The sequence below is a fragment of the Methylophilus methylotrophus DSM 46235 = ATCC 53528 genome, from assembly GCF_000378225.1.
GTDB classification, from domain to species: Bacteria; Pseudomonadota; Gammaproteobacteria; order Burkholderiales; family Methylophilaceae; genus Methylophilus; species Methylophilus methylotrophus.
Map to the genome: position 1 here is coordinate 610,436 of NZ_KB905141.1, position 24,478 is coordinate 634,913.

Genomic DNA, 24,478 nt, shown 5'->3' on the forward strand with positions numbered 1-24,478 from the left:
CGCATAATAACGTTATATCAACTTGGAAAAACGTTATGCAGTTGCAAAGCTTACTTATGCCGTCAGTATTATTTTTTCTGCTCGGCATGCTGGCACAATTAGTTCGCTCTGACTTGAAAATGCCGCCAGAGCTGGTTAAATCATTGACTGTTTATTTGCTGATCGGCATTGGCATTCACGGTGGCCAACAGCTCTCTCATGCCTCTTTTGGTGAAGCTGTGCCTGCATTAATGGTGGCATTGGGTTTAGGTGTGATCGTTCCTGTTATTGCTTATCAATTAATCTGGCGCCTAAGCCAGCTGGATAAGCTGAATGCCGTGGCAATTGCGGCACATTATGGTTCCGTCAGTGCCGGAACCTTTCTCACCGCTATTGCTTTTCTTGAGTCTCTCAATATTGATTACGAAAAATACCCGGTGATGATGCTGGCAGTGATGGAGTCGCCTGCCATTCTGATTGGCCTTTATCTGGCAAACAATGTCAGGAACAGTATCAATGCCGAAACAAAAGGAAGTGTCTCACAACGCTGGTCTATGCTACATGAGTCCCTGACCAATGGCAGCATTGTATTGCTGTTAGGGAGCATGCTGATCGGAGATGTAGTCCCCGAAAAAAACCTGCAGTCCGTGCTGCCATTTTTTCAGCAAATGTTCATGGGTGTGTTGTCACTCTTTTTATTGGCCATGGGTATTGAGGCTGGCAAAAAATTATCTGATTTTAAAAAAACAGGCTTGTTCCTGATCAGTTTTGGCATCCTGGTACCACTATTGTTGGGCGCCATCGGGGTGACATTGGGACGAGAATTATTAGGCTATTCAATCGGTGGATCAGTTCTTGTAGGGGTACTCGCGGCCAGTGCCTCTTATATTGCCGTACCACCTGCCATGCGTATCGCTATCCCAGAAGCCAATCCATCGCTCTACCTCACATTATCACTGGGTATCACCTTTCCTTTTAATGTGGTGTTGGGGATTCCTATTTATTTGTATTTTGCTCAACAATTGTGAATAAAAAGTTATGGAAGATAAAGAAATGATCGGCGTAAAACGAATTGAACTGGTCGTGGAATCGATAGAAAAAAATGAAGTCATTCAACAACTGGAACGCATCAATATCAGAAGCTACACCATTTATCATCATGTTGGCGGCAGTGGTGAACGTGGACTCAGGGATGGGAGTGCCTTTGGTGAAAAGTTTGAAAACATCACGTTTGTGATCGCTTGTGCGGAGAATCAGCTTAAAAGTGTGATTGAAACTCTAAGGCCAATTCTCAAGCGCTATGGTGGAATGTGTCTGATTTCTGATGCGCATTGGCTACTACATTAAAAGGTAAATGAATGCGTGATTTGCTCTATTCGATTTATGTGCTTGTGATCATTTATTGCGCACTCACCATTATTTATGAGCTGATTTGGGATGACCCTCCAGTGCTGGCAGTTAAGCCGGTTAGCATAGAAACAGATCACGTTCGAGGTATACCAGCGACATCGACAATGAAGTTTTGCTTTTAAAAGTATTGATTAAAAAAGAAGCACGTTTGGTGCGTGCATAATTTCAGTTCATTTCATGGAAAAATTCATCAAAAAAATAAAGTTACCCTTCCCGCTCATCAGTCAGGCAAGTGGATCGCTTATCACATTTTTATGGTGGTCAACGGTTTTGTTATGGCTGATATTATCTATCGGCTGGAGACCACTTAAAAGTCCTGATGAGGCCAGATATGTCAGCGTGGCTTGGGAAATGCTTAATATTGGCCAGTGGTGGTTACCAACTATCAATGGTATGCCTTTTTTCCATAAACCACCTCTGTATTACTGGTTGACGGAGTTAAGCCTTTACGGCTGCGGCATCAATGCCTTCTGTCTCCGTTTGGTACCGGTTAGTGCTGCTTTTGCGACATGCCTGGTCTTGTTTTTTTTCATCAGAAGATATTTCTCGACCACCCTTGCCTACGTCACCATTCTGGTTTTAGTGACCCTGCCCTTTTTCTATTTCGCGGCACAGTTTTCCAACCCAGATATGTTGGTGTCTACATTCACCACTTTGACAATCCTGGCCACTGCACACGCCATTTATCTAAAAGAGTCTGATAGACCTCACCAGAAAATGCTAATCCTTGCCTATATCTCGGCCGCACTCGGTATCCTTTCCAAAGGGCTGATAGCCATCATACTTCCCGGATTAGTGATTGTGAGCTGGATGCTGTTAACAAACAGAGCCAAACAAATAGTTACCTTGTTTTCCTGGCGTGGATTTGCGGGACTGTTATTGATTGCCGTGCCGTGGGTTCTATGGGTCGAATTCCACTATCCAGGCTTTACCAAGTATTTTGTCATCCATCATCACTTTGAACGATATACTCAGGTTAACTTCAACAACAAACAACCCTTCTGGTTTTTCTTTGTATTGCTTCCGCTCCTTTCAATACCATGGAGCTTATGCTTATTAAAGAGTGGTCGCTCTATCATGAGCAGCATGTCTGACAAGCAAAAAGACATCATGACACTCATGATCACCTGGGTCAGCATCATTTTGTTGTTTTTCTCATGGCCTCTTTCAAAGCCACCCGGTTATATCTTGCCAGTACTACCTGCATTTGCAGCACTCATCGCCATGATCATCGTGCAAAAATTACCCGGGGAGAGGCTTTTTAAAGTGCTCAACATACTGTTATTGCTGGCAGCAGTATTGTGCCTCTGTGCAATCAAAATAACGCAAATTCATGATACACAGAAATCAGGTGCCCTTCTGTCCAACTATTTGAAACAGCAGGTCAATCCGGAAGACAAGGTAATTCTTCTGGATAAATACCAGTATGACTTACGCTCATCACTTGGCTTGCATAATCCTGTTGGAGTGGTCGACGCATGGGATGCGAATAATGTTGACCGTTATGACAACTGGCGCCGGGAATTACATGAAGCGGGTCAATTTGCACAATTCCCAACCAGTGACATTCTGATTCTTCCACAACACCTGGATCGTGCCATATGTACGCAAGCTGTTGGGCAAATATGGATCATTGGTCATCAATGGCAGGAGCGATCAGTGATCTTGTCTCAGATTAAACCCATATACATACTTGGTGACCTACCTATATGGCAAATCACGCAGAAAACAAACTCTCGAGCATGTCAGCACATTATGGAAAACCATTTATTAAAAGCGCCAGATTAAAGTCAATCTGCACTTACAAGAGTGAGTATGTGTCTGCCAAAATCAAATTCACATTCATATGCAAATACACCATCCGTTTTAAATTGCCATGCTGAACATAGTAAAATTCAAATTCCATGAAGGAAGCCGATTAGCTATCGCAACAATCATATATACAATTGTTTTGAGTTTTGCGTGATGAAATTTTCTACCTTGCCGATGATTGTTTTTTCATTCCTTTGGTTTACCAGAACGAGTGAACAAGACAACATGCGAGGCTGCCATAACTTTCGTCGAGCTTCTGCATCAGTTAGCTGGATGATAATTCGATCATGTGATTACACTAAATGAGTATTTGCAAGGCGATCCTGGCCATCAGAAAAAATGCTTGAGCATTATAGATGCCAACAATAATAGTGTATTAGACCAAGATGAACAAAAACAAGTAAAGCAGGTTTACGAACTCATGCATGAAGAGCATGCAGCGGACGGGCAAAAAACCTGAGCAGTTATTGATTGAGATTGCAGACCAACGCATCCCTTCAGGCTGCGTTTGCTAACGCCCGTATACATCCAGATTTTTGTAATTATTGCCAAAGAATTCCTTCATGAGGAAATCTTCAAGCGCCGCGTTGTCTGCGGGCCGGGCTGACAAGGTGACCGTGCGGCCCAGGCGATTGGATATCCAGTCAAAATCGCCATCATAGTGCTCGCGAACAATGGCAATCATGCGGCGTATCATCACCAGGCGGATATCTTCACCGCTACGCGCCTCCACCTCGTAATACTGCGTATTGGCTGAGGTGTAATCATTGACCCAGCCCTTGAAACTGAAGGTGGCATTGTATGGGTCCATGCGGCGGATCTGGAACAAGCCGTTGGTGCCAAACTTGAGGTTGTTCATGATGTTTTTCATGCGGCGCTCATCTTCCGAGGGACCGCGCTCAGCCGCTGCTGCCGCATCATTAATCTGCTTGGCCGCCATTTCATCTGCATTGCGGTCTGTCTGCTTGCGCTTGATAAAGCTTGAAAAATCTTCAGCCGGTGGCGCAGGCATCGGCTGCGGCTGCTCAGGCCTTGGTTGTGGCTTAGGCTCAGGCACTTTGAAGGGACTATCCGGCCGTTGCGACTGAATGATTTTTTTCGGTAGCTTGGGCTCCGCTTTTGGCGGTGGTTTGGGTTTAGGCTGCGGGACAGGCTCCGGCTCGGGCATTTCTTGTGGCGGTGGCGGTGTCACCTTGGGCGTCGGTGGTACCGGCAAGCCTAAATCCAGCACAATATTTAGTGGCGCCTGTGTCGGCTCTTCTGTTGGCTTAAGCAAATCCAGCAAAAATCCCCAGAATATAATCGCGTGAAAAATTAGCGACAGCAATAGTGCCCACATCAGGCGAGCCGGGATACGCAATACACGGTCGCGTTGCTTGGGCTTCAGCCAATTAGGCGTGCTAAAGGGTTCAAAAGGAGATGGCTGCATGTACGGGATTAATCACATGTTAGCGGGTGTCGCGCATGACTATTGCATTTCTTGCCAGAGTTTTTCAAGACGTTTGATTGAGACAGGATAAGGGGTTCTTAATTCCTGCGCAAATAATGATACACGTAACTCCTGCAACTGCCACGCAAACTCTTGTAACTGGGTTGTTACAGGCAAGTGCGCTTTTCGCAATTGCTCGACTTTCTGCTGCCAGCGCTGCTCAATCTGAGCTAAGGCTTGTGCATGGCGGCTATCACGCTCTATGCTGGTCGGATATTTATCGATGCGCATTTTAATGGCCTTGAGGTAGCGCGGCAGATGCGGCAACTGCTCCCACGGGGTGCGGCTGAAAAAACCAGAGTAAAGCAAGCCTTGCAATTGCTGCTCACACTCACGTTTGATTTTCTGCGTCACTGGCGTCATCTTTTGCAATTGCGCCGTGAGTACCTGGTATTCATTCGCAATCAATTGTGCCTGACGGGTCAAGGCCTCAGTCACCGCGGGCAAGCGTGTACGCGAACGGGTTTTGAGCTGCATAAACTCGGCATTGGTGCGCGGCAACTCATCCTCGGCAATAAAGGCCCGGTCGGCAATGGCTTGTAGCATATCTTCGCGCAACTGGTCAGGATTCATGATCGCACGCAATAACAAGGCATACTGGTTAAAACCAGGCAAGCCTTTTTCCAGTTGTTTCATCTGCTCTTTGAGTTCAAAACGCATCAATCGGCACACGCCTTTGCGATGTGAAATGGCAGCGGCTTCCGGCGTATCAAACAGTTTAATGGCAACACTGTCATTATTGTCTTCGAGGCCGGGATAACCAGTCAGCTGGCGGCCATCCTTGCTAAAAGTCAGTGTTTGCGGCAAATCGCCGAAATCCCATTGCTTAAGGCCAGACTTTTCAATGCCAGGCGAACCTGTCCTGAAGGTCAGCTGCGCGGCAGAACCTAACTGTTTCTTGAGCAAATTCCAGTCACGGCCCATGCCCAGTTCGCGGCCCTTTTCATCCACCACACTAAAATTCATCAGGTGGTGGGCTTCCAGTCCGGCCAAGTCAAATTCTTCCGGCTTGAGCTTGAGTCCGGTTTTGTGCTGGATAAACTCGGCCAGGGCTGGCAATAATGGCTCTTGCAGGTTTTTGGCCTCTAAAAAACCGGTCACAAAGTCAGGCACCGGCACGCACACGCGTCGCAACGTCTTGGGCAAGGCCTTGATCAGGGCGGTGACTTTGTCACGTATCATGCCGGGCACCAGCCATTCTGTGACAGTCGCATCCAGCTGGTTGAGTAATGCCAACGGAATCGTCGCCGAGACGCCATCCAGCACATGACCAGGCTCAAAACGGTATTTGAGCGGCACAGTTTCACCATCTATGGTCATCTGTTCGGGAAACTGCACCTCGGTAATAGCACTGGCGCCGTGCCGCATGAGCGATTCACGTGTCAGGTACAACACTTTTGGATTGGCTTTTTCCGCATCCTGGCGCCATTTTTCAAAGGCGGCACCGTTATAAATGCGATACGCCTGTGGCTGACCAGGCTCGGCAATCGGCGGCACCACTTTGTCGTAAAACGCGAACAACTGATACTCATCGACCAGCACGTCCTGGCGGCGCGCCTTGTGTTCCAGCGCTTCCACTTCGGTAATCAGGCGGCGGTTGGCTTCAAAGAATGGCGCCCGCGTGTCAAATTCCATATTGGCCAGTGCTTCGCGGATAAAAATTTCACGCGCTTCAGCCGGGTTGATCGGCCCATAATGCACACGCCGCTTTGGCACAATGGTCAGGCCGTACAGGCTCACGCGCTCCCAGGCCACCACTTGCGCGGTTTTACGATCCCAGCGCGGGTCACTATAATGACTTTGCGTGAGGTCACGGCTGCCGCCTTCATTGGCAATCGGCTCTATCCAGTCCGGGTCAATTTTCGCGACCACGCGCGCGTACAGCTTGGTGGTATCCACCAGCTCGGCTGCCATCACCCATTTGGGACGGTTCTTCTTAAGGGCAGAGCCCGGGGCTATGGTAAAGCGGATGCCCCGTGCACCGGCATAAGTCTCGCTATCTCCATCCTTGAAGCCGATATTGCCTAGCAGACCAGACAGCAAGGCACGGTGCACCTGCTCGTAACTGGCTTCCTTGTCGCTACGCTTGAAGTCCATTTCCTCAACCATCTCCAGCAATTGCTGATGCAGCTCGCGCCACTCTTTCAGACGCAAGAAAGAAAGGAAGTTCTGGTGGCACTGGTTCAGCAGGTCACGGTTGGATTTTTTGGTCTTGAGCGCCTGTTCATACCAGTCCCAAAGCTTCAGATAACTCATAAAGTCGGAGTCATCAGCCTTAAACTTGGCATGTGCGCTATCTGCCGCTTCGCGCTTGTCCATAGGCCGCTCACGCGGATCCTGGATACTCAGCACGCTGGCAATAATCAAAATCTCGCGTAAACAGCCTTCTTTTTTGGCGGCAATAATCATGCGCGCCACGCGTGGATCCAACGGCAAACGCGCCATCTGGCGGCCCAGCTCGGTAATTTCGCGGCGCTCAGTCACGGCGCCCAGCTCTTGCAGCAACTGGTACCCATCGCTGATCAAGCGTGAGGAAGGTGCCTCGATAAACGGGAATTCAGCGACATCGCCCAGGCGCAAATCGGCCATGCGCAAAATCACGCTGGCCAATGAGCTGCGCAGGATTTCAGGATCAGTAAAGGCTGGACGCAGGTTAAAATCTTCTTCTGAATACAGGCGTACGCAGAGACCGTTCGATACCCGGCCGCAACGCCCTGCCCGCTGCTTGGCCGCGGCCTGTGAGATTTTTTCAATCTGCAACTGCTCAACCTTGGCCCGCGGACTATAGCGGTTTACGCGTGCCAGGCCGGCATCAATGACATACTTGATGCCTGGCACCGTTAGCGAGGTCTCGGCGACATTGGTGGCAAGCACAATACGGCGCTGTCCACCCGGGCGGAAAATCTTCTGCTGGTCTTCTATGCTCAGGCGCGCAAACAGCGGCAAAATCTCAATCGATTTGAGCTTGGGCGAGCGGCCCTGATATTTACGCAAATGGTCAGCGGTATCGCGAATTTCACGCTCGCCTGGTAAAAACACCAGGATATCGCCGTCCCCTAGCCGCAATAAATCCTCAGCCGTATCGAGGATGGCATCTTCCATCACCTCTTCTTCGTCATCTTCTTCCAGCCAGCGCGTTTCGGTACGCGGTGGCTTGCGCTTGATACCCATCAGGTCCTGCGCAAAACGGTCTATATCGTCCAGCCCATCATCAATCGGCACTTCGACCGCGACCATAGTGGTTTTATTACCCAACGGACGGTAACGGATTTCGACAGGATACGTCCGGCCACTAACCTCAATCACCGGCGCGCCATCAAAATGGTTGGAAAATCGATCGGCATCAATCGTCGCTGAGGTGACGATGATTTTCAAATCTGGCCGTTTGGGTAGTAACTGCTTGAGATAACCAAGCAGGAAATCAATATTCAGGCTGCGCTCGTGCGCCTCATCAATGATGATGGTGTCATAGCCATTCAGGAATTTATCGCTCTGCGTCTCGGCTAGCAAAATGCCGTCAGTCATGAGCTTGACATAGCTGCTCTCGGACAGCTTGTCGTTAAACCGCACCTTGTAACCCACCGCCTCGCCCAGGGGGGATTTAAGCTCCTGCGCAATACGGGATGCCACCGAGCGCGCAGCGATCCTGCGCGGCTGCGTATGCCCGATCAGGCCGCTGACGCCACGACCCAGCTCCAGGCAAATCTTGGGCAACTGCGTGGTTTTACCGGAGCCGGTTTCACCGCAGACAATCACCACCTGGTGCTTTTGGATGGCTGAGGCGATCTCGTCTTTTTTGCCACTGACTGGCAACTCAGGGGGGTATTCTGGCTTGGGTAAAGCACTTAATCGGGCCTGCAAACGCTGCTGCGATGCCTGGACTTTGTGGGCAATATCGACCAGGGATTTATCGACAGGTTTGTTTTGTTTTAACGCATCGCGCAACTGGTTCAAACGACGCTTTAACGGGAAGCGGTCGGCCAGCATGCACTGGGGGAGTTGTTTTTCTAATTGGGTGATGAGTTGTGTGGGAGAGACGGCAGTCATAGGGATGGGATTTTAACATGGCATGTGTGATGGCATGCAGTACGGCGGCTTACATGTGACTTAAGATTGAAACGGATATAGAAATTCATTCAGCTTTTTTGCTTGTATATTTCGTTTTGTCTTTCGAGAGCGAAGCAGAGGGATGACTGATTTCTTTCGCCTTTAGGCGACCATTCTTTCTTATGCTTGTCCATAAGAAAGAAGGCAAAGAACAAGACACCCTAGCTTCCGCTTGTTCCCTGCGTTGCTCAACAAAGTAAGCGGTCACGAAACTCAACCTGGCAACTCACAAAATACGTGAGCTGCCAGGTTGAGTTTCGTGACCGCTTACTTTGTTGAGCAACGCAAGGGAGCCGTAGGCCGTGATGGCTGGGTGCCCTCTTCTTTGGTTACTTTCTGTGGGGCAAGCAACAGAAAGTAACTCGCCTAGAGGCGAAACCAACGCTAAAGAAAATACTTTAGCCTTAAAACAAAACAACTACTTTCTAACACACTCCTCCACACCAGTATTCCCACCCTTAAACGCTGGTTCAAAATAAAACTTTCTGAAACTCAACTGCCCTTTGGCATTTTTCTTGAACTCAGCAATCCCTGTTCCATAATCATGTGTTTTACCACCATACTCACCATTTTCCATCGGTAAGGTAAAGTGCATGGCCGCATGCATGCCATGTACCGCAGCGTGGCCTTTATAAACACCATAGTCAGGTACTTCCAGCTGAAAGTCATAGCTGGCATCTGCCCCTTTGCTATGCTCTGGGCGCAACTTCATGGTCACGGTGCCTGTGTATTTGCCTTCATGCGCATCATCACCGCTACAGGCATACACACCACTCAAATCGAGTGCATACGCGTTCACTGTCATCAAACTAAATAACAACCCTGCCAACCACTTCATTTATCTTCCTTTAGTCATTGATTATTCGGGCGGGCGTACCCGCAAAAAACTTGCAAATTTGGGTTTGCCGTTTTTAGTCACATCCCGGTAAGTATACGTGACCAGGCTGCCTATCGGCGGCGGATGGGCACGTTCGGCATCTGTGAAACCAGTGCCTAGCTTGAACTGTATCCCATCTAGCGTTTCCACCAGTAATGCACCCATTTTACCTTGATATTTGCCTTTGCCGGGGACATAGGCAATGACTTTGGCTTCTGCATCCAGTTGTGGTTTGAGCTTGATTAACACATGGCTGCGCCCGGTGAGGTATGGCGCATCGGCTCGGTGCAGCATCAGGCCCTCGCCTCGCTTGGCGACAATGCTGTCTAGCGTACGCTTAAGTGTTGCCCTGTCGCTTACGCGGAACTGTGGCAGAGGTTTGAGATAGGGGCTATGCACATGCCGGGCGATCTCCGCAATCTGCTGCACGCGCTGGGAGAAATCCCCTTCGGCCTCTGGCAATTCAAAGACATAATAGGCAACTTGCCGCCAGGCCGCATCATCGGGATTCGACTGCCGGACTGCAGAAGAAAGCTGTTCAAAATGGCCGCGTGCAATCCACAGTTCGCCATCTAGCACTCGCGGTGGAAAGTCTTTGGTAAACCATGCCGGGGCATGGATGGGATGTCCCTGCCGGCTGATCAGTTGCTGCCCATCCCAAATTGCCCTGATACCATCCAGTTTTTCGCTAACCAGGTAATCTTGTACCGGGATATCCTCGTGATAAATCTGCGCCAGCAAAATGGCAGGCACTTTTGCATCAGCGTGCACAGCCCATAAAAAACAACATAGAAGCAGGAAATGACCGATTAGCCGTGGCATCACAACTCCAATTATTAAAATAAATTAACAATCGTAAGTTACAGAATGCTGGCAATAAAGGCAAGGATGCTGAAAAGCGCGCAACCCCTAAATTAACTGGCACCACAACTTGTCGTGATGCATGACATCCATCCACAATGCGACCAGACTGAGCCCAATCAATACCACGCCACTTAAGCGCATACCGGTGGACTCTTTAAACCAGGCTGGCAAGGATTGCTGGCTTGCACGCCAGATAAGGGGAGCGATGGCGAGAATCAGTGCTGAGCCACAGGCAAATGCCATCATCACCAGGGCACCCTGCAACCATTGCGACTGCAAGGAGGCCAGCATGACTGCTGAATACAGCAAGCCACAAGGGAGCAAGGCCCAGACCATGCCTGTCAGCAAATATCCCAGCCTGGCATGCTCGGTACGTTGCCTGATCCATGCCCAGACCTGTTGCGCGCGCTGCACCGCCCATTGCGGCTGTTGCCCGGTAATGAGCAACAACACACCCCAGGCAAAAATCAGGGTATGGGAAAAGGTCCATAAAGGTTGAAAAACATGACTCTGGTTAGAAAGCCAGGCCAGGCCGCGCAGGGTTTCTGCTGCCAACGCGCCCAACAGGCCGTAACCGAGCATCCGCCCCAGGTAAAAGCTCCAGGGGATGGTTTTAACCACTCGCAATGGGATGGAACGAAACTGGCTGGTCGTTTGAGAGGAGGACTGCATGGCGCCGCAAGCGGCGCCACACATGGCAATACAATGCGGGCCGCCTGCCAGCCCCATGACGAAGGCCGTCAGGAGTAAGCTGGCTAACATGCCGGCAGTTTAAAGGATTTTGGAGAACCTTGCACGATTGGCATCGTGCTGCAAATAGCGGTCAAACACCATGGCTATCGCACGTACAAAATACCAACCCATTTCGGTGACCTTGAGACCGTCTTCTTCCAGAATTACCAGACCATGTTTTTCTTTTTCAACAAGTTGTTGCATTTCTGACTTAAAGTAATCTCTGAAGTTCACCATATAGGAAAGATCAATAGATTCATAGCTGAGTTCACCATGGCACATAATTGCCATGATCACGGCACGGCGGATCAGGTCATCCCTGCTCAATGCCAGCCCGCGTACGATGGGCAACTGCCCTTGATCAAGAAAGTCGTAATACTCTTCCAGCGTTTTGGCATTCTGGCTGTAGGTGGCGCCCATTTTGCCGATAGCAGAGACACCCAGTGCCAGGATATCCTGGTCGGCCATGGTGCTGTAGCCCTGGAAATTGCGGTGCAACCTGCCCTGCTGCTTGGCAATCGCCAGCGCATCAGTCGGCAAGGCAAAGTGATCCATCCCGATGTACACATAACCCGCCTGCATCAATTGCTGGATGGCTTCTGATAGCATCTGGATTTTATCGACGGCGTTCGGCAGGTCCTCCTGCAAAATGCGGCGTTGTGGCTTAAAGCGTGAAGGCAGGTGCGCATAGCCATACAAGGCAATGCGGTCTGGACGCAATTGAGTAATTTTACTGATGGTTTCGCGGAAAGTCGCTGGCGTTTGCTTGGGCAAACCATAAATCAGGTCGGCATTGATAGACTGGTAGCCCATCTGCCGCGCCTGTTGCATCAGGGTTTCGACTTGCGCATAAGACTGTACCCGGTGTACGGCCTGCTGCACTTCTGCATCGAAATCCTGCACGCCAAAACTCAGGCGGTTAAAACCGAGGTCACGCAAGTGTTGCAAACGGGCCTGATTCACGGTCCGCGGGTCAATTTCGATGGAGTATTCGCCTTCCTCACTGAATACAAGAGCTGTTTTCAGCATCTGCATGAGGCTGGACAACTCCTCATCATTGAGGAAAGTCGGTGTGCCTCCGCCCAAATGCAGCTGATTCACTGCCTGTGCTTTTCCAATCTTGTTAAGATGCAAGCCAAGTTCACGTTGCAGGTAATTGAGGTAAATGGCGCTTTGCTCATAGCGTTTGGTGACAATTTTATTGCAGGCGCAATAAAAACATAGTGAGGCACAAAACGGAATATGCACATACACCGACAGTGGCTGCGTCCAGTTACTGATGTTGCGCTGCTCTGCCGACTTGTAATAGGCAGCCGCATCAAAAGCTTCAACAAAGCGGTCTGCCGTCGGATACGAGGTATAACGCGGCCCGGAAACATCATAGCGTTCGATATGCTCCTGGGTAATCATCAACGGTTGTTTCATGGTTTCTAGCAAATTCTTTCCTGTCAGCACAGTGGGGGCGAGCAGCCCCGGGATCATTGGATGCCACTTTGCCATAAAGCAATAGATGACTTCTTGATGCAAATCAAACGCTGTCTAGGCCGTCCCATGCATAATGCAACGCAATATAAAAGGGAAGATAGATCACCATGTTCAATGAAACCATCTCTGAAGAGGCGTATAATCCTTCGCATGTTCAACGACAGACAAGGACACCTCCCATGCAAGCCGAATCCAGCTTCAAGGTCGCTTGTTCTAATTGCAACCTGCGTGAGCTGTGCCTCCCCATCGGTTTAAGTACCGATGAAATGAAGCAGCTGGATGGGATGGTTGCCACCCGCAAGAAAGTGAAACAAGGCGGCCACCTGTATAGTAGCGGCGACCCATTTACAACCTTGTATGCCATCCGCACCGGTTTCTTTAAAACCTGTGTCGTGTCGGAAGATGGCCGTGAGCAAGTCACGGGTTTTCAGATGGCTGGTGAAATCATGGGCCTGGATGGGATTGTCAGCGACAAACACAACTGCCACGCGATTGCACTTGAGGACGCTGAGGTCTGTGTGATGCCGTTTAACCATGTCGAAGACCTGTCCCGTGAAATCCCCATGCTGCAGCGCCATGTACACAAAATCATGAGCCGTGAAATCGTGCGTGAAAATGGCGTGATGATGTTACTGGCCAATATGCGCGCGGAAGAACGCCTGGCAGCTTTCTTGCTCAATTTATTGCAACGTTTGCATGCCAGGGGCTACTCAAAAAGTGAGCTGATTTTACGCATGACACGTGAAGAAATTGGCAGCTACCTGGGCATGAAACTGGAAACTGTCAGCCGCACCTTTTCCAAGTTCAGTGAAGACGGCATCATTGAAGTCAAACAGAAAAATATCCGCATCCTGGACCACGAAAAACTGAAAACTATTTTCAACGCCAGCATCTGCTAAAAACTACTTTTTTCTGGCAATCGGTTCAGGGTATGGAGCCTTCTCCCCTTTTTACAGCCCTGACCGGGTATGCCGGTAGTCGTCACTGGCAATATATTTACCCGGTATGGTCACGTCGCGCTGGCGGTCTTTCCATAGGCATTAACCTGCACCCTAATCACTGCTGTAATTGGCATTGCCTGTATTGTCAGGTGCCCGGATTGCAGCGCGGTCCATCTCCAACGATTGATAGCCGCCAGCTTATTCAGGAACTCACTGATTGCCTCAACTGGCTCAGTCAACACTGCGCCCCACTCACGCTAAAAGACTGCGTGCAAGATGTTGCTTTCGCTGGGGATGGCGAACCGACCACTTCACCACAGTTTGCCGAGGTACTCTGCAAACTGATCGAGTTATTAAGTCAGCGCCGCCCAGACGAACGCCCTGCACATGTCCGGCTAATTACCAATGGTAGTCAGCTTCAACACGCCAATGTGCAACATGCGCTCAAATTACTGGATGAGATAGAGGGCGAAGTCTGGTTCAAACTGGATGCAGGGAGTGATGGTGAAATGCTCGCCATTAATGACACGCATCTGCCGCTATCCTTGCATTTGCAGCGCCTGCAGACTTGTTGCACACTTTGTAAAACATGGGTACAAACTGCCGTTGTTAGTAGAATAACGGACGGAGAGCTGACTACGACCCCTAGCTTGCCAGGCTATATTGACGCCTTGCAATCGGTGAAAGAAGAGATTAGCGGAATTTTGCTTTATGGTATTGCCAGGCAAAGCCAGCAGGATACCAAAGGCTGCCTCCATGCCACCCCAGCTGAAGTACTGGAGGAATATGCAGAAAGGTTGCGCACGCTGGGCGTTTGCGTGCGCGTGTTTCAGTAAATCAAGAAAATTACAAAATTACTCTTCAGCCGGTTTTAAGCCGGTTTGGGCGTGGTTGCGTGCCTGGATGGCAGGCGCCATGGATTCACTCAGTGACTCTTGGCCTTGCGCATCCAGTGTCTTGTTGATTTCAATGCCCTTGCGATAGTAATCATCAATGGCTGGATCAGGATGCGTAATGGCCAGGTACAGGGTAATAAAAGAAGCGACAACCACCAATAAAGGCCCGCCAATAATCAACCAGACGAACGGGTTCTGGTACCACTTCTGGTCACCCTTGATAGACGCTCCATTAGCGATTGCTTGCGTATTGCTCATTATGTGTAACTCCGTTCATTTCTGGCGCATTTGTTTCTGATGCGTTAATTGCTTGGCACGATAAACACCGATTTCTCTTTGATCGTGTCTTTGGATGCAATATCCATCATTTCAAAATAAATTTTGTGCGATCCGGCGCTGGTCACGCCATCTGGTAATTGCAATTCCACAATGACATTGCGTGTTTCAAAAGGTTTAAGGCCTTTGAATGGCTGGCCATTATTATCTGAAATATGCACAGCTATGTCAGGCAACCCGGTCACTTTCAAGGTGTAATCGCGTGATGACTCGGTGTCGTTTTCCAATTTCAGGTTATACACGTTCTCAATCTTGCCTTCATTCGTGTAGCGCGCCATCATGGCACGGTCACGAAGTACGTCTAGCCTGAAGTCAGGTTTGAAATAAAGACTGACCACCATCCCAATGGTTAACGCAGACAGAATTGCAGTGTAAACCAGCACACGTGGCCGCAACAGACGACGCCACATTTGCTGACGGGTCCAACGATTTTCCAAGCCATTCTGCGTCGTGTACTTGATCAGGCCCTTGGCATAACCCATTTTATCCATCACGTCGTCACAGGCATCAATACAGGCACCGCAACCTATACATTCATATTGCAGGCCATTGCGGATATCGATACCGGTCGGGCACACTTGCACACAAATACTGCAATCAATACAGCTACCCAGCCCGTTGGCATTTTCGCCCGCTTTTTTGGAGCGTGCACCACGTGGCTCGCCACGTGCCTCATCATAAGTAACGGTCATGGTGTCACCGTCAAACATGGCGCTCTGGAAACGCGCGTATGGGCACATGTATTTGCAGACCTGCTCACGCATGTAGCCTGCATTGCCATAGGTCGCAAAACCGTAGAAGCAGATCCAGAAGGTTTCCCAGCCCCCCAATTGCCATTCAAAAATGGCAGGGACCAGCTCACGGATGGGTGAGAAGTAGCCGACAAAGGTGACGCCGGTCCACAAGCCAAACGTGATCCAGGCAAACTGCTTGAGCGACTTGCGGGTAATCTTGTTGAGATTCCACTTACTGTCGTCAAGCCGCATTCTTGCTATACGATCCCCTTCTATCTTCTGTTCCATCCACATATAGATTTCGGTATAAACCGTTTGTGGACAGGTGTAGCCACACCATAACCGCCCGGCCACCGCTGTAAACAGGAACAGTGCCAGCGCGGAAACAATCAGCAGGAAGGACAGGTAAATCAGGTCCTGCGGATGAAAGATCAGGCCGAAGATATAAAACCGCTTGGCCTCCAGGTCAAACAGCATGGCCTGGCGGCCATCCCATTGCAACCATGGCACGCCATAGAAAAACAGCTGCGTGGCCCATACCATGACCCAACGCCATTTATGAAAGATCCCAGATACGCTGCGGGCATAAATTTTATCTGCGGACTTATAAAGTGACAAAACCACCTCCTGTTCAGGGATGGTGGTTTTGGTCACAGCGCTTTCTTTAATATCGCTCATTGTGTTTTGCATTCACCTATTTGTTGGAAAGGCCCCAAACATAAGCGGTCAGCAAATGAATTTGCTCTGGCGTGAATTTCTCTTGCCATGCTGGCATCACGTTATTTTTACCTTCGTGAATACGCTTGATAATTGCAGCCTCACCCTGGCCATGTAACCAGATGTTATCTGTCAGGTTAGGTGCACCAATTGCCTGGTTACCTTTACCTTCTGGACCATGACAAGCTGCACAGACGGCAAATTTTTCTTTACCGGCATTGGCACGACCAGAGTCATGAATGCTGCCAGACAAACTCAGTACGTAGTTAGCCACATTTTTGACATCTTCTTCAGAGCCTACGGCAGCGGCCATCTGAGGCATGATGCCGTTACGGCCATTGTTGATGGTCAGCTTGATCGTGTCAGGTGCACCGCCATATAACCAGTCATTGTCAGTCAGGTTAGGGAAACCACGGCTACCCTTCGCATCTGAACCATGACAGGCGGCACAGTTATTGAGGAAAATACGTTTACCAATATCACGTGCTTCAGGGATCTTGGCCACTTCTTCCACTGGCATTGCCGCATATTTGGCATACAAAGGGGCAATCTTTTCGTTGTTTTTGGCAACTTCCGCTTCGTACTGTTTTACTTCTGTCCAGCCAAACTTACCGTTGTAAGTACCCAGACCAGGGAACAGGAAGAGGTAAGCCAAACCGAAAATGATGGTGATCACAAACAAACCTACCCACCACATTGGCAGCGGATTGTTCATTTCTTTAATGCCATCCCATTCGTGACCATTGGTGTTGTCACTTTGCACATTCACTTTAATGCGGCTGGCGAAAATCAGTAAGCCAACACAAAAAGCAATCCCACCCAAGGTAATGGTCGAAATCCAGATCGGCCAAAATCCATTTATAAAATCATTCATGATGTTTTCCTTAACTTGTCCGCACAAATATTTAGTCTTGATCGAACGGCAAGTGCTGCGCGTCTTTAAATTGTGCGGAGTGACGATTGCGCCATGCCCACACCACGATTGCAATAAACAGGACGAAACTCAGTACTGTAAACAATATGCGTAATAGGTTGATTGTGTCCATGGCGCGTCTCCTTATTTCAGGTGGGTACCCAATACCTGCAGGTATGCAACCAGTGCGTCCATCTCGGTTTTACCCTTGATTTCTTCGCCGGCAGCTTTGATCTGCTCATCAGTGTATGGCACACCTACTTTACGCAAGGCAGCCATATGGTCACCGATGGTGGCATCGTCTACCAGGTTTTCGTTCAACCATGGGTAGGCTGGCATGATGGACTCAGGAACCACATCGCGAGGCTGGTTCAGGTGAACACGATGCCAGTCATCAGAGTATTTACCACCCACACGATGCAGGTCAGGACCGGTACGCTTGCTACCCCACTGGAACGGGTGGTCATACACGTATTCACCTGCAACAGAGTAATGACCGTAACGCAGTGTTTCAGCGTGGAACGGACGAATCATCTGTGAGTGGCAGTTGTAGCAGCCTTCACGCAGGTAGATATCACGGCCTGCCAGTTGCAGCGGTGTATAAGGCTGCAAACCACGGATAGGCTCAGTCAAGGATTTCTGGAAGAAAAGCGGCACGATTTCAACCAGACCACCAAAGGAGATCGTGATAAAAGTCAGCACGATCAGCAGGAAGTTGTTGGTTTCAATCTTTTCGTGCAGATTGCCACTATTGTTTTGATGAGTTGCCATAGTGATTTCCTTAAGCGTGTGCAACAACAGCTGGTACTTCTACCGTCGCTGGTTTGCCGCTAGTTGCTGTTTTATATGTATTCCACAACATGATGATCAGGCCGCTCATGTACAGGAAGCCACCCAATGCACGTGTGAAGTAGTATGGGAACTTAGCTTTCACACTTTCAACGAAGGTGTAGGCCAAAGTACCGTCAGCGTTCATCGCACGCCACATCAAACCTTCCATCACGCCGGAAATCCACAATGCAGCGATGTACAACACCACGCCGATGGTTGCCATCCAGAAGTGCACTTCAATCGCTTTCACGCTATACATTTGTTTCTGGCCAAACAGGCGAGGAATCAGGAAGTACAGGGAACCGATAGAGATGAAACCAACCCAGCCCAGCGCACCAGAGTGCACGTGACCAACAGTCCAGTCAGTGTAGTGAGACAATGCGTTCACGGTCTTGATCGCCATCATCGGACCTTCAAACGTACTCATGCCGTAGAAAGACAGGGAAACGATCAGGAAGCGCAAGATAGGGTCTGTGCGCAGCTTATGCCATGCGCCGGACAGGGTCATGATACCGTTGATCATACCCCCCCAGCTTGGGGCAAACAGGATTAAGGACAACACCATACCCAGGGACTGAGTCCAGTCAGGCAAAGCGGTGTAATGCAGGTGGTGAGGACCCGCCCACATGTAAGTGAAGATCAGTGCCCAGAAGTGCACGATAGACAGGCTGTAAGAGTACACTGGACGCTCAGCTTGCTTAGGCACAAAGTAGTACATCATGCCCAGGAAGCCGGCTGTCAGGAAGAAACCTACCGCATTGTGACCATACCACCACTGTACCATCGCATCTTGCACACCAGCATAAGCAGAGTAAGACTTGAACATGCCAGCAGGGATGGCAGCACTCTCAACGATGTGCAACAAAGCCACTGCCAGAATGAAGGCACCGTAGAACCAGTTAGCCACATAAATGTGTTTTACCTTGCGGATACCGATAGTACCGAAGAACACGATGGCATAAGAAATCCATACCACTGCAATAAGGATATCGATTGGCCACTCCAGTTCACCGTACTCTTTACCCTGGGTGTAACCCAGTGGCAGAGAAATGGCAGCGGCAACAATGACAGTTTGCCAGCCCCAGAAAGTAAAACTGGCCAGCTTGTCGCTAAACAAACGGGTCTGGCAGGTACGTTGCACGACATAGTATGAGGTAGCAAATAAAGCACTGCCCCCAAACGCAAAAATCACTGCATTGGTATGCAGTGGTCGTAAACGGCCAAAAGAAGTAAATGGCAAGCCCAGGTTAAGCTCTGGCCACACCAGCTGGGACGCGACAATCACGCCCATCAATGTACCAACAACACCCCAGACCACTGCCATGATTGCGAACTGGCGGACCACGGTATCGTTGTAGGTCGCAGCCTTCACGGTTGCATTTTGCATGGATTTCTCCCAATGATTAAAACAAACACCCAACACTAAACAAACTGCTTATTGTTCATCGCTGATAATCTCAGAGATGTCACAAATCTGATTTGATACACATCAATCGTGTTCAAGAATCCTCAATCATGCTCAAGAATCCTGGACCCTTCTTCTTCCAGGTCCTCAAACTGACCCGTCTGGATCGCCCACCACAGACCACCCAGAATCACAAACACCAGCATCACTGCCAGCGGGATCAATAAGTATGCTATTTCCATGCTATGCCTGACCTTTCTGCCAACCGGACTTATCCCAGTCCGTGAGACGCAATGCATTCAGCAACACCAATAACGAACTGGCCGCCATGCCCAACCCGGCCAACCAGGCAGGCAAAAGACCCAAAATCGCCAAAGGCACTCCGGCCGCGTTATACAACGCCGCCCATAACAAATTCTGTTTTACGATGAGGATGGTTTTTTTACAATGCGAAATGAGCGAAACCAGCACACCGATATCATTGCCCAATACCACCATATCGGCCTGCGCCTGCGTCAAAGGGACGCCGGAACCCATTGCAATAGAAGTATGCGCTGCTGCAATGACAGGGCCGTCATTCAAACCATCACCGACCATTAAAACTTTCCGCCCCTGTTGTTGCAGCAACTTTACGTGCTGCAGCTTATCTTCTGCTTTTTGTAACCCGGACGCGTTCTGGATGCCCAGTTGCGCCGCAAGGTTTTTAACGGGCGCTATTCTATCACCAGATAACAGCTGAATATCAAGGCCCTGTGAAATTAATTGTGAAATTGCCGCCCTGGCATGTGGTTTGACTTGCTCGGTCAAAGACAGTCTTGCCAGCATGATTTCACCTGCAGTGACATAGACCTGGCGTAGCGCTTCGCTCTCGGCCTCACGGCTCACACCACAAAAGTCTGCATTCCCTAGCTTAACCGGCAGTAACGCCCCGTTTGGGGTAGTAAATGTAGCAGACATGCCGCCACCGACAATTTCCTGCCAGCCCTGCATTTCCAGCTTATCTTGTGCATCTTGATGCAAAGCAAATTCATGTAAAGCTTTTGCTACAGGGTGCAGTGAATCACGGCTCATGGTGGCAATCACATCTAGTATCCACTGACGATCCCAGGCAGCATGACTCTCTTCAAGCGTCACCTGTTGCAGGTTTTCGGTCAGGGTGCCAGTTTTATCAAACACAATGGTATCCACTTCACTGATGACCTGTATTGCCTGCAAACGGCGGATCAACACACCTCCTTTGGCAAACGTACCGGCACTGGCCAGCATGGCAGCCGGGGTAGCCAAAGACAAGGCACACGGGCAAGTCACCACCAGCACTGCCACGGCAGACATCACAGCTTTCGCAGGGTCTTTGGTCCACCAGAAGATGAGCGCATACAAGGCGGCCAGCAATACGCCCCATAAGAAGGGTTGCGCCACCTTATCAGCCAGCAAGGCAATGCCAGGTTTTTCAGTGGAAGCCGATGCCATCAGGTTAACCAGCGCATGGTATTGTGTCCCCTCGCCCACCTGCTCCACTTGCATTTCAATGGCTGAGGTTAAGTTACCTGAACCAGCAATCACGGTGGCGCCCATGGGCTTCATGACCGGCTCAGACTCCCCAGTGAGCATGGATTCATCAGCACTGGTACTCCCGACAAGCACTTTGCCATCGGCTGCAAATACTTCGCCTGGACGCACAAACAAAATATCGCCTGCATTGATATTACTTGCCGCTATTTGCACCCACTCGCCAACGTCGTTTTTCTTGAGCACCGCATTCGGCAAACGGCGCATCATGTTCTCCAGCGCACCAGCGGTACGGTTACGCAGCTTGACATCCAGCCAGCGGCCAATCAGCAGAAAACTCACAAACATGGTCAGGGAATCGTAGTAAACGACGTCGCCCCACCAGCCGCCGGGCGCAAAGGTTGCCAGCGTACTCATGACAAATGCAGCCACAATCCCCAGCGACACCGGCACATCCATGCCTAGCTGGCGCTGCTTGATACTGGCCCAAGCCTGGGATAAAAATGGGGTGGCGGAAAACAGCATGACGGGCAACGTCAGCACCCATGAAGCCCATTTCATGAGTTGCACCATGTCAGGTGCCATATCATTGCTGCCAACCCAATAGGTCGGGTAGGCGTACATCATGACTTGCATCATGCAGAAGACAGCCACCACCAGGCGCCACAACATTTTGCGCTGCTGAATGGTTCTATCCGAAATGGCGTTGTATTCGTTGAGCGGTAAGGCGGGATAGCCAATGTCGTTCAGATTGGCAAACCATTGTGAAGGAGATGTTTTTTGGGCATCCCAAACGACTCGAACACGTTTGGAGGCGGCACTGGCGTGCACAGAAAGAATGCCAGGAAGAGATTTGATCGAATGCTCAATACGTCCGCTGCAGGCTGCGCAATGCATGTGGTCTACCCAAACATGCGAGATCCAAACATGAGGTAATGATGTTTCACGCTGACTAAAACGCTCCCACTCAGACTGGATATCCAGGCCCTGCCAGGGGTTGGCGTTGCTAATTGATTGCGTGTTTGACATTACCTTAGGTGTATCCCCTCCCGGGACGATATACAACTTTATATTATATGATTCAATATAATATAAATCAAGACCTTAGCCGGTTATTTCAAGCGTAGATTAAAGCAGCAAAACCCTTTTATTTTCTTGATTTAGCGCAATGAAACAACACATCAACACCTGCAAAATTAGCGAATGACACTGTATAGCCAGCGTTGCAGGCCTGGGTTACTTCACGCGCATACCCGCCTGTGCTCCACTGTCTGGCGACAGGATATAAGGACCGCCGCGTTCATCACTGGCAGCCAGCACCATGCCTTCGCTCATGCCAAACTTCATCTTGCGGGGTGCCAGGTTGGCAACCATGACGGTTAAACGCCCAACCAGCGTAGCAGGATCATAGGCAGACTTAATGCCAGCAAATACCTGACGTGGTTTTTCTTCACCAATATCCAGTAATAATTTAAGCAGCTTCTCAGCGCCTTCCACATGCTCTGCACTGACGATTTTCGCAATCCGCAAATCGACCTTGGCAAAGTCATCAATCGAAATATAGTCTCCCTCTTCGGCAGGCTTGGTTTCGGCTTTCACTTCAACCTTGGCTTCAGTTTTGGTGGGCGCTGCCGCTTGCAGGCTTTCCTTATTCGCTTCAACCATAGCTTCGATCTGCTTGCCTTCGAGACGCGTCACCATGTGGTTATATGGTTGTATTGTTTGCGCATCTAAGCCTTGCGCCACATCCGCCCATTGTAAAGGCTGCACATTGAGGAACGCTTCTACTGCAGCGGCAATATTCGGCAATACCGGTTTCAGGTAAATGGTCAGCAAGCGGAACATTTCCAGCGCGTTGCTGCAAATTGCGTGCAATTCTGCTGCCTTGCTGTCGTCTTTTGCCACTATCCAAGGCGCAGCTTCTGCCACATAGGCATTTGCCGCATCAGTCAGCTTCATGATCTCACGCAAAGCCCGTGCAAAGTCACGTGCAGCAAACGCTTCCGCAATGGCAGGTGCCGCAGCGCGCATATCGTCAATGACAGCATGTTTGGCAGCAATCAGTTTATTATCAAACTTCTTGGCAATAAACCCTGCCGTACGGCTAGCAATATTGATATATTTACCCACCAAGTCGCTGTTTACACGCGCAACAAAATCTTCCAGGTTGAGGTCGATATCTTCCATGCTGCCATTCAGTTTCGCGGCATAGTAATAGCGCAAGTATTCAGGATTTTTGACATGATCCAGGTAACTACGTGCCGTGATAAATGTCCCGCGTGACTTGGACATTTTCTCGCCATTCACGGTCAGGAAACCATGCGCGAATACTTGTGTCGGTGTGCGATGACCGGAATACTCCAAAGTCGCTGGCCAGAACAAGGCATGAAAATACAAGATATCCTTGCCAATAAAATGGTACAACTCAGTGGAAGAATCCTTTTTCCAATATTCATCAAAATTCAGTCCAGCCTTGGCACACAGATTTTTAAAACTGGCCATGTAACCAATCGGCGCATCCAGCCAGACATAGAAATACTTGCCCGGCGCATCGGGGATTTCAAAACCAAAATAAGGTGCATCACGCGAAATATCCCAGTCAGACAGTTTATTCTCGCCAACCTCGCCCACCCACTCGCTCATTTTGTTGGCAGCTTCGGCCTGCAAAGTGCCGGAACGTGTCCATTTGCGCAAAAAGTCCACGCACTCACTGAGTTTAAAGAAATAGTGTTCCGTCTCTTTGCGAACAGGGGTTGCGCCAGACACGGCTGAATAAGGATTCAGCAAATCCGTCGGGCTGTAGGTGGAGCCGCACACTTCACAGTTATCGCCATACTGGTCTTTGGCATGGCACTTAGGACACTCGCCCTTGATAAAGCGGTCGGGCAAAAACATGCTTTTGACCGGGTCAAAATACTGCTCAATGGTTTTAGTGGCAATTTTGCCGTTGGCTTTGAGTGCGCGGTAAATATTGCCGGATAGCTGACGGTTCTCTTCCGAATTGGTGGAATAGTAGTTATCAAACTGCACCAGAAAATCCGCAAAGTCCTGGCTGTGCTCGGCATGCACTTTCTCAATGAGCGCTTCGGGTGTGATGCCCTCTTTTTCCGCACGCAGCATAATAGGCGTGCCATGGGTGTCGTCCGCACACACGTAATGCACTGTATGTCCCTGCATCTTCTGGAAACGCACCCAGATATCGGTTTGGATATACTCTACCAAATGACCTAAATGAATACTGCCATTGGCATAAGGGAGTGCAGAAGTGACCAGAATTTTGCGTGTCATGACAACATGGGTTTCAAGTAAAAGCGCTATTTTAGCAAACCATAAGACACTTCAGCGATTCCTGGCTAGATATTTGATACAAGCCAACACCCCCGCCCACACCAGATTGGTTTATTAAAGCCAACCTGGCTGATTACAACCAAATTAAAATTA

Annotated in this window: 20 protein-coding genes; 5 read left to right on the forward strand and 15 right to left on the reverse strand. The window is 49.6% G+C overall.

Annotation, left to right across the window (positions count from 1 at the left end):
- Window positions 1-35: 35 nt before the first annotated feature.
- The 3 genes from F463_RS0102910 to F463_RS14055 all read left to right on the forward strand — a co-directional run bounded on the left by F463_RS0102910 (window position 36) and on the right by F463_RS14055 (window position 3,177).
- Window positions 36-1,007, forward strand: coding sequence for a sodium-dependent bicarbonate transport family permease (locus F463_RS0102910; RefSeq protein ID WP_018985550.1), 972 nt, complete (start codon window positions 36-38; stop codon window positions 1,005-1,007).
- Window positions 1,008-1,017: 10 nt separating this feature from the next.
- On the forward strand, window positions 1,018-1,326 hold the full coding sequence (locus F463_RS0102915; protein WP_018985551.1) for a P-II family nitrogen regulator: 309 nt from the start codon (window positions 1,018-1,020) through the stop codon (window positions 1,324-1,326).
- Window positions 1,327-1,566: 240 nt separating this feature from the next.
- Window positions 1,567-3,177: an ArnT family glycosyltransferase gene (locus F463_RS14055; RefSeq protein ID WP_018985552.1), complete on the forward strand. Its 1,611-nt coding sequence runs from the start codon at window positions 1,567-1,569 to the stop codon at window positions 3,175-3,177.
- A gap of 535 nt (window positions 3,178-3,712) precedes the next feature.
- Here the strand turns inward: F463_RS14055 and F463_RS0102935 are convergent.
- From F463_RS0102935 to hemN, 6 genes are all read right to left on the reverse strand, one after another.
- Window positions 3,713-4,630, reverse strand: a complete 918-nt coding sequence (locus F463_RS0102935; protein WP_018985555.1) for a hypothetical protein — start codon at window positions 4,628-4,630, stop codon at window positions 3,713-3,715.
- Window positions 4,631-4,669: 39 nt separating this feature from the next.
- A complete protein-coding gene (hrpA, locus tag F463_RS0102940; RefSeq protein ID WP_018985556.1) occupies window positions 4,670-8,677 on the reverse strand; it encodes an ATP-dependent RNA helicase HrpA in 4,008 nt (1,335 codons plus the stop codon).
- Between the two features lie 538 nt (window positions 8,678-9,215).
- Entirely contained in the window at window positions 9,216-9,635 is a 420-nt protein-coding gene (locus F463_RS0102945; protein ID WP_018985557.1) for a hypothetical protein, read from the reverse strand.
- A gap of 21 nt (window positions 9,636-9,656) precedes the next feature.
- Entirely contained in the window at window positions 9,657-10,496 is an 840-nt protein-coding gene (locus F463_RS0102950; RefSeq protein ID WP_018985558.1) for a DNA ligase, read from the reverse strand.
- 87 nt (window positions 10,497-10,583) lie between these two features.
- The gene (locus F463_RS0102955; protein WP_018985559.1) at window positions 10,584-11,300 is read right to left on the reverse strand and encodes a sulfite exporter TauE/SafE family protein; all 717 of its coding nucleotides are present in this window, start codon (window positions 11,298-11,300) and stop codon (window positions 10,584-10,586) included.
- Between the two features lie 9 nt (window positions 11,301-11,309).
- A complete protein-coding gene (gene hemN, locus F463_RS0102960) occupies window positions 11,310-12,695 on the reverse strand; it encodes an oxygen-independent coproporphyrinogen III oxidase (RefSeq protein ID WP_026295251.1) in 1,386 nt (461 codons plus the stop codon).
- A 239-nt stretch (window positions 12,696-12,934) separates the two neighbouring features.
- Between hemN and fnr the strand changes: the two genes are divergently transcribed.
- Both fnr and F463_RS0102970 read left to right on the forward strand, forming a co-directional pair.
- Window positions 12,935-13,654, forward strand: a complete 720-nt coding sequence (fnr, locus tag F463_RS0102965; protein WP_018985561.1) for a fumarate/nitrate reduction transcriptional regulator Fnr — start codon at window positions 12,935-12,937, stop codon at window positions 13,652-13,654.
- Between the two features lie 32 nt (window positions 13,655-13,686).
- Window positions 13,687-14,532 carry a radical SAM protein gene (locus F463_RS0102970; RefSeq protein WP_026295252.1) on the forward strand — a complete coding sequence of 282 codons (846 nt, stop codon included), beginning with the start codon at window positions 13,687-13,689 and terminating at the stop codon, window positions 14,530-14,532.
- 18 nt (window positions 14,533-14,550) lie between these two features.
- On the opposite strand, the gene F463_RS0102975 is transcribed toward F463_RS0102970, so the two are convergent.
- The 9 genes from F463_RS0102975 to metG all read right to left on the reverse strand — a co-directional run bounded on the left by F463_RS0102975 (window position 14,551) and on the right by metG (window position 24,325).
- Window positions 14,551-14,850, reverse strand: coding sequence for a FixH family protein (locus F463_RS0102975; RefSeq protein WP_018985563.1), 300 nt, complete (start codon window positions 14,848-14,850; stop codon window positions 14,551-14,553).
- 44 nt (window positions 14,851-14,894) lie between these two features.
- Complete coding sequence (gene ccoG, locus F463_RS0102980; protein ID WP_018985564.1) at window positions 14,895-16,340, reverse strand: cytochrome c oxidase accessory protein CcoG; 1,446 nt, start codon at window positions 16,338-16,340, stop codon at window positions 14,895-14,897.
- A 16-nt stretch (window positions 16,341-16,356) separates the two neighbouring features.
- Complete coding sequence (ccoP, locus tag F463_RS0102985; protein WP_018985565.1) at window positions 16,357-17,253, reverse strand: cytochrome-c oxidase, cbb3-type subunit III; 897 nt, start codon at window positions 17,251-17,253, stop codon at window positions 16,357-16,359.
- A gap of 31 nt (window positions 17,254-17,284) precedes the next feature.
- Window positions 17,285-17,425: a cbb3-type cytochrome oxidase subunit 3 gene (locus F463_RS0102990; protein ID WP_018985566.1), complete on the reverse strand. Its 141-nt coding sequence runs from the start codon at window positions 17,423-17,425 to the stop codon at window positions 17,285-17,287.
- A gap of 11 nt (window positions 17,426-17,436) precedes the next feature.
- A complete protein-coding gene (gene ccoO, locus F463_RS0102995; RefSeq protein WP_018985567.1) occupies window positions 17,437-18,063 on the reverse strand; it encodes a cytochrome-c oxidase, cbb3-type subunit II in 627 nt (208 codons plus the stop codon).
- A gap of 10 nt (window positions 18,064-18,073) precedes the next feature.
- On the reverse strand, window positions 18,074-19,510 hold the full coding sequence (gene ccoN, locus F463_RS0103000; protein ID WP_018985568.1) for a cytochrome-c oxidase, cbb3-type subunit I: 1,437 nt from the start codon (window positions 19,508-19,510) through the stop codon (window positions 18,074-18,076).
- 122 nt (window positions 19,511-19,632) lie between these two features.
- Window positions 19,633-19,770 carry a cbb3-type cytochrome oxidase assembly protein CcoS gene (gene ccoS / locus F463_RS0103005; protein WP_018985569.1) on the reverse strand — a complete coding sequence of 46 codons (138 nt, stop codon included), beginning with the start codon at window positions 19,768-19,770 and terminating at the stop codon, window positions 19,633-19,635.
- A 1-nt stretch (window position 19,771) separates the two neighbouring features.
- Entirely contained in the window at window positions 19,772-22,066 is a 2,295-nt protein-coding gene (locus F463_RS0103010) for a heavy metal translocating P-type ATPase (RefSeq protein ID WP_018985570.1), read from the reverse strand.
- Window positions 22,067-22,273: 207 nt separating this feature from the next.
- Window positions 22,274-24,325 (reverse strand): methionine--tRNA ligase, encoded by a 2,052-nt coding sequence (metG, locus tag F463_RS0103015; RefSeq protein WP_018985571.1) that lies wholly within the window; start codon window positions 24,323-24,325, stop codon window positions 22,274-22,276.
- Between the last annotated feature and the right edge of the window lie 153 nt (window positions 24,326-24,478).